The following is a 5915-nucleotide window of genomic DNA, read 5'->3' on the forward strand; positions in this document are numbered from 1 at the left end:
GGCCAATGATCGCAACGACCGCAATGGTCGTCGCGACGGCAGGCGGCCCGGTGGCGAGAACAAGGGCAACGGCTTTGGCAAGAAGCGCTTCGGCGACAAGCCTGCCTTCGCCGGCGAGCGCAAGCCGGATGGCGCCAAGCCGGCCTTCAAGGGCAACAACAAGCGCCGCTTCGGCGGTAAGCGTCCGGCGGCGCGGGCTGCGTAAGCCAGATCGCGTTGTAATCAGTCAGGCTTAGCCTGGCTGATTGCCGGGACAGACCAAGGAAAGGGCGGCTGAAGCGATGCTTCGGCCGCCCTTTTTCGTCGGCTTACTTCACCACCGCTTCGATCCAGACGGCGATCCTTTGCGCCAGAAACGCCGTGGTCGATGGCGACAGCGCGTCGCCGGCAATGACGTGATTGTCCGGGTCGCCGGTGTCATCGACCGGAACCAGTTCATGCGGCGCGCCCCAGCGCCCGGCAATCTCGCGGGTGCGGTCGGCCCGCACCACTTTGTCCGAATCAGAAAAGATGAACAAAGCAGGGATGGTCGCCTTCTCCACCGGCGCGCCATAGGCAAGCTCGGTCAGCGCCTGCATCGGCAAGGTTGCTTCGATCGGATAGCGGGTGGTCCAGAATTCTTCATTCAGCGCGTTGCGCGGCACGAAGCTGTGTTCCTTGCCGGCGACCAGCCTGGCAATTTGTTTGCCCCACGGCATGGTCAGGATCTCGGCGCCCGAAGCCTTGACGCCGAAGTTCGGCGAGATGAACGCAATCGCCGCCACCTCGTCCGATGCACCGGGCTGCGTTGCCGCCCAGACCGCCAGCGAGCCGCCGGTCGACGTCGAGATGACGATCACCTTGTCGCCGATCGCCCGGCCGATGGCGAGCGCTTCCTCATAGTCGTTGATCCAGGCGTTGATGCTGCCTTGCGTCATCGCCGCGCCATCCTGCCCGTGACCGGTGAGCCGGGTGTAGAAGAGATTGGCATCAAGCTGTTCCGCCACTTCGTCGGGCAGCGGGCGGACCTCGCCCTTCGATGCGGAAAAGCCGTGGATGTAGACGATCGACAGCGGCGTCCTGGCATGCACCAACGGATCGGCCCAGACGATCTCTTTTTCCAGCCCGTCACGGATTCCGGGGATGGCGGCTTCCGCCTTTGCCACATAGGCCTGCGGATCGTCAGCGATGAGCGAGGGATCGAAACGGATCGTGGTGTCGACGCGAACGCGCGGGCCGAGCACGAAGGCCAGTGCGAGAATGGCGATAAGGCCCAGCACAGCAAGCACGATCCGTCGCCCCATCGCAGACTCCACGCAGCACTTGTCTCAACCATGACCAAGGCGGCCCGAAACGGTGGGCCTGCCAATTTCGCCGGCGTCTTATTCGATCGGGGGTTTGCGGTCGTAATGCAGCGGCCGCGCCTTCCAACTGGTCATCAGGCTGATAAACCCTCTGCACAGCGGCCTCGGCAGCAGGCCGAGCAGTTTCAGGGGCCAGCTGGTCCGGCGCGGGAAATGGACTTCGAAGCCGCCCGACTTGATGCCCCGCGCCATGCGGCGCGATGCGCGGCTGACCGGCATCAGTCCCGGCATGGGCAGCATGTTCTTCTCGGTCAGCGGGGTGTCGATGAAGCCGGGATTGAACACCTGGATACGCACGTTCATCTTGTCGAAATCATACTTCAGCGACTCGGCCAGGATGTTGATGGCCGCCTTGGTGCCGCCATAGGCGGCCGTTGTCGGCCAGCCGAAATAGGATGTCACCGAGCCGACCAGCACGACATGGCCGCGCGCCCGCACACGCATGCGTTCGACCGCGGGCACGAGGCCGTTGATGATGCCGAAATAATTGACCTCGAAGGACCGGCGAAAGTCGTTGACGACAAGATTCTCCCCCGGCGTCGAAATGTAGTTCCCTGCATTGAAGATGGCGAGCACGATGGGACCGAGCTCCTTCTCGATCGCGGCGACGGTTCTCGCCATGCGCGGCTCGTCGGTGACATCGCAGGGAAAGGCCGTGACGCTGCCCGGCATCTGCGCGGTCTCGACGACAAGCGTGTCGATCGGATCGTCGTCGAGCGCCGTCACCGCGACGGCATAGCCCTGGGAAGCAAGATCCCTGGCCAGTGCACGGCCGATGCCGCTTGAGCCGCCCGTGATCCAGGCGACGCCGTGCTTCGGGTTAGCCCGGTAGAGTGTCATGCTGCGCCCTGTCGACTTGTTGGTGCTTTGCTCTAGAGCGGTTCACCGTTTCACGGAAACGGCGAACTGCTCTATCTCCTTGTTTCTACGCAATTCCGGACGGAAAACCGTTTCACACTTTTCCTGGAATTGCTCTAGCGGTGAAGAAATCGAATGAAAAGCCGCTTTTCAACGTCAGCCGGAAATGAACAGTGGCGCATGAGGTCGGTCTCGGGAACGCGCCGACGCAACAACAGCACTGCAAATGCGACTGGACCAGACAAATTCTTGCCTTGAAACCGCAGCTTCGGGTTTCTAGGGTTTCGGCGCACCTACACAAGGAATCCTGAATGCCCCGTTCTGTGATCGACGCGATCGGCAACACGCCTCTGATCCGCCTCAACAAAGCTTCGGAACAAACCGGTTGCGAGATCCTGGGCAAGGCCGAATTCATGAACCCCGGCCAGTCGGTCAAGGATCGTGCGGGCCTGTTCATCATCCGCGACGCCGAGAAGCGCGGGCTGCTGAAGCCCGGCGGTGTGATCGTCGAGGGAACGGCGGGCAATACCGGCATCGGGCTGACGCTGGTCGCTAAGGCGCTCGGCTACCGAACCGTCATCGTCATTCCCGATACGCAGAGCCAGGAAAAGAAGGACACGATCAAGCTGCTCGGCGCTGAGCTGATCGAGGTGCCGGCCGTGCCCTACAGGAATCCCAACAATTACGTGAAACTGTCGGGGCGGCTGGCCGAGCAACTGGCAAAGACAGAACCGAACGGCGCCATCTGGGCCAACCAGTTCGACAATGTCGCCAACCGTGACGGCCATATCCGCACCACCGCGGAGGAGATCTGGAGCCAGACCGGCGGCAAGGTCGACGGTTTCGTGTCGGCGGTCGGTTCTGGCGGCACGCTGGCCGGCGTCGCCTCCGGACTGAAAGCCAAAAACCGGGATGTGAAGATCGCGCTCGCCGATCCGCTGGGGGCCGCGCTCTATTCTTTCTACACCAGCGGCGAGCTGAAGTCCGAAGGTAGCTCGATCACCGAAGGCATCGGGCAGGGGCGCATCACCGCCAATCTCGAAGGGTTCACGCCGGATTTTTCATTCCAGATCCCCGATGAGGATGCGCTGCCGATCGTCTTCGACCTGATCCAGGAAGAGGGCCTTTGCGTCGGCGGCTCGACCGGCATCAACATAGCCGGCGCGATCCGTCTGGCCAGGGAATTAGGTCCCGGCCACACCATCGTGACCATTCTTTGTGATTATGGCACGCGCTATCAATCAAAACTGTTCAACCCGGAATTCCTGCGCGAAAAGCAGCTGCCGGTGCCAGGCTGGATGGAACTGAAGAGCACAATTCCGGTGCCGTTCGAAAAGGTCGCGTGATGGCAAACAGGACGGACGCCCTGTTTCGCGACGATGCCTACCTGCGGACGGCGGACGCAACGGTCGTTGCCGTCAACGATCGCGGCGGTATCATCCTCGACCGGACCATCTTCTACGCCACTTCAGGCGGCCAACCGGGCGATACCGGGTATCTCGAACGTGGCGACGGCAGCCGAATCGCCATTGCCGCCACCCTCACCGGTGAGACCAAGGACGAGATCATACACGTGCCGGCGCCGGAGCAGGCGGTTCCGCAGCCCGGCGAGGCGCTGAGGCTGGCGATCGACTGGGAGCGGCGGCATCTCCTGATGCGCATGCACGCGGCTTGCCACCTGCTTACCGCCGTCTGCCCGTTCCCGATCACCGGTGCCTCGGTTTCCGAGGACGACAGCCGTGTCGACTTCGACGCTCCGGATGCCGGCTTCACCAAGGAGGACGTCACCGCCGGGCTGATGGACCTGGTGCGGGCCGATCATCCGATCTTTGTCAGGCTGATCAGTGACGAGGACCTGGCCGCCAATCCCGGCCTGGTGAAATCCAAGAACGTCCGGCCGCCGATGGGCACAGGCAAGATCCGCCTGGTCTGTATCGGCGACAACGCCTCGGTGGACAGCCAGCCCTGCGGCGGCACCCATGTGAAAAGCACCGCCGAAGTCGGCGAAATCCACATCGGCAAGATCGAGAAGAAGGGCCGCGAGAACCGGCGCTTCCGCATCCGCTTTGGGCCGATGCCGGCAAACTGAACAGGACAGTGATCGCCAAAAAGCGAGCAGGAGAACAAAATGGCCGAGGACAGCCCCTTCACCGTCGACGCAGACTGGCTGCAGCAACGTCTCGGCGAGCCGGGCCTGACGATCATCGACGCATCCTGGTATCTCCCGGCGCAGAAGCGCGATGCGCGCGGCGAGTATGAGTCGGCCCACATCCCGGGCGCACGATTTCTCGATCAGGATGCCGTTTCGGACCCGGATTCGCCCCTGCCGCATACCTTGCCGTCGCCGCAGCATTTTGCCCAGTATGTCGGCGCCATGGGCGTTTCGGCCGATGACACAATCGTCGTCTACGACGGCCCGGGTTTCTTCTCCGCACCTCGGGCGTGGTGGATGTTCCGGGTGATGGGCGTCTTTCAGACCTATATTCTGGATGGCGGCTTCGATGGCTGGAAAGCGGCCGGCAGGCCGGTGACGGCTGAGCCGACGAAGATCGCGCCAAGCGTGTTTCATGCCGATTTCGACGCCGGGCGCGTCGCCAGCCTCGCCGACATGCGCGGGATCGTCGACACCAAGGCGAGCCAGATCGCCGACGCCCGTGGACCGGGCCGCTTCACCGGCACTGAACCTGAGCCGCGCGCGGGTATCCGCTCCGGCCATATGCCCGGCGCGCGCAATCTGCCCTATTCGGCGCTGTCGGAAAATGGCGAGCTGCTGTCGAAGGACCGCCTGCGCAAGGCGATCGAGGAGGCCGGCATCGATCTGTCGAAACCTGTCGTCACTTCATGCGGCTCCGGCATTACCGCGGCGGTGGTGACGCTGGCGCTGGAAACGCTTGGCCATACAAACAACAGGCTTTACGACGGCTCCTGGACGGAGTGGGGCGGGCTTTCCGACACGCCTGTCGTGACCGGCCCCGTTGTGATCGGCAAGGAATGAAGACGATGGAAAACGGCGCGCTGGAAGACATCGAAGTCACGGTGACGTTCCTCGAGATGCATGTGCCTCCGGCCTATTCACCGGCCGTGCCGTATAACCGTCAGGTCGCGCTGCTGAAGACCAAGGACATTCCGCTGCATTTTTACCGCTATCTGATGGACCGGGTGGGGCGCAAATGGCACTGGGTCAATGTGCTGAGGCTGGATGACGACGAGCTTTCCGCCGGCATCCATCGTGAGGATCGCGACATCAGGGTCCTTTACCTCGACGGCGCGCCCGCCGGCTTCTTCGATCTCAAGCCGCATCTGCCGGAAGAAGTCGAGCTCGCCTATTTCGGCATGATGGAACATGCCACCGGGCAAGGCATCGGCCGCTGGTTCCTGGGCTCCGCGATCGCCGCCGCATGGTCGTATGGGCCGAAGCGGGTGACGGTGCAGACCTGCACGCTCGATCATCCGGCGGCTCTGCCGCTCTACCAGAAGCTCGGCTTTGCACCGGTGGCGCAAAAGAGGGAAATCGTCCATCCGCTGCCTTTCACCGAGCGCGCGGCCAGCGTCATGCGGCCCTAGACTAGCCGGAAGCTGACACGGGTTCGAATCTGACCCCGCCGTTCATCGGCCCTTCAGGCTGTTTTTGGCATGTTGCCGGCACCATCAATGCGGCCAAGGCCGAAGGAGACGAAGACATGCTGACCCGCCGTACACTTGCCACCGCGCTGA

The 5915-nt window shown here is 62.9% G+C and carries 6 protein-coding genes and 2 pseudogenes (1 of these 8 running past the window's edge); 6 read left to right on the forward strand and 2 right to left on the reverse strand.

What is annotated here, in order from left to right; genetic code table 11:
- Positions 1–205 (forward strand): annotated as a pseudogene (locus EOB59_RS31125) (ATP-dependent helicase); the annotation flags it as partial.
- A gap of 103 nt (positions 206–308) precedes the next feature.
- On the opposite strand, the gene EOB59_RS31130 reads toward EOB59_RS31125, so the two are convergent.
- On the reverse strand, positions 309–1283 hold the full coding sequence (locus tag EOB59_RS31130; RefSeq protein ID WP_128290017.1) for an alpha/beta fold hydrolase: 975 nt from the start codon (positions 1281–1283) through the stop codon (positions 309–311).
- 78 nt (positions 1284–1361) lie between these two features.
- The gene (locus EOB59_RS31135; RefSeq protein ID WP_023812065.1) at positions 1362–2183 is read right to left on the reverse strand and encodes an SDR family oxidoreductase; all 822 of its coding nucleotides are present in this window, start codon (positions 2181–2183) and stop codon (positions 1362–1364) included.
- Positions 2184–2512: 329 nt separating this feature from the next.
- On the opposite strand from EOB59_RS31135, the gene EOB59_RS31140 reads away from it, so the two are divergent.
- The 5 genes and pseudogenes from EOB59_RS31140 to EOB59_RS31160 all read left to right on the forward strand — a co-directional run.
- The gene (locus EOB59_RS31140) at positions 2513–3547 is read left to right on the forward strand and encodes a cysteine synthase A (protein WP_128290018.1); all 1035 of its coding nucleotides are present in this window, start codon (positions 2513–2515) and stop codon (positions 3545–3547) included.
- Positions 3547–4290 (forward strand): alanyl-tRNA editing protein, encoded by a 744-nt coding sequence (locus EOB59_RS31145; RefSeq protein WP_128290019.1) that lies wholly within the window; start codon positions 3547–3549, stop codon positions 4288–4290. Before EOB59_RS31140 ends, EOB59_RS31145 begins: the two co-directional genes overlap by 1 nt.
- A gap of 39 nt (positions 4291–4329) precedes the next feature.
- Positions 4330–5196, forward strand: a complete 867-nt coding sequence (sseA, locus tag EOB59_RS31150) for a 3-mercaptopyruvate sulfurtransferase (protein WP_127397450.1) — start codon at positions 4330–4332, stop codon at positions 5194–5196.
- A gap of 5 nt (positions 5197–5201) precedes the next feature.
- A complete protein-coding gene (locus EOB59_RS31155) occupies positions 5202–5765 on the forward strand; it encodes a GNAT family N-acetyltransferase (protein ID WP_128290020.1) in 564 nt (187 codons plus the stop codon).
- Positions 5766–5881: 116 nt separating this feature from the next.
- Positions 5882–5915, forward strand: a pseudogene (locus EOB59_RS31160) (OmpA family protein) (it continues 533 nt past the right edge of the window).

It is taken from the genome of Mesorhizobium sp. M7A.F.Ca.MR.176.00.0.0 (genome assembly GCF_004023165.1).
GTDB lineage: Bacteria > Pseudomonadota > Alphaproteobacteria > Rhizobiales > Rhizobiaceae > Mesorhizobium.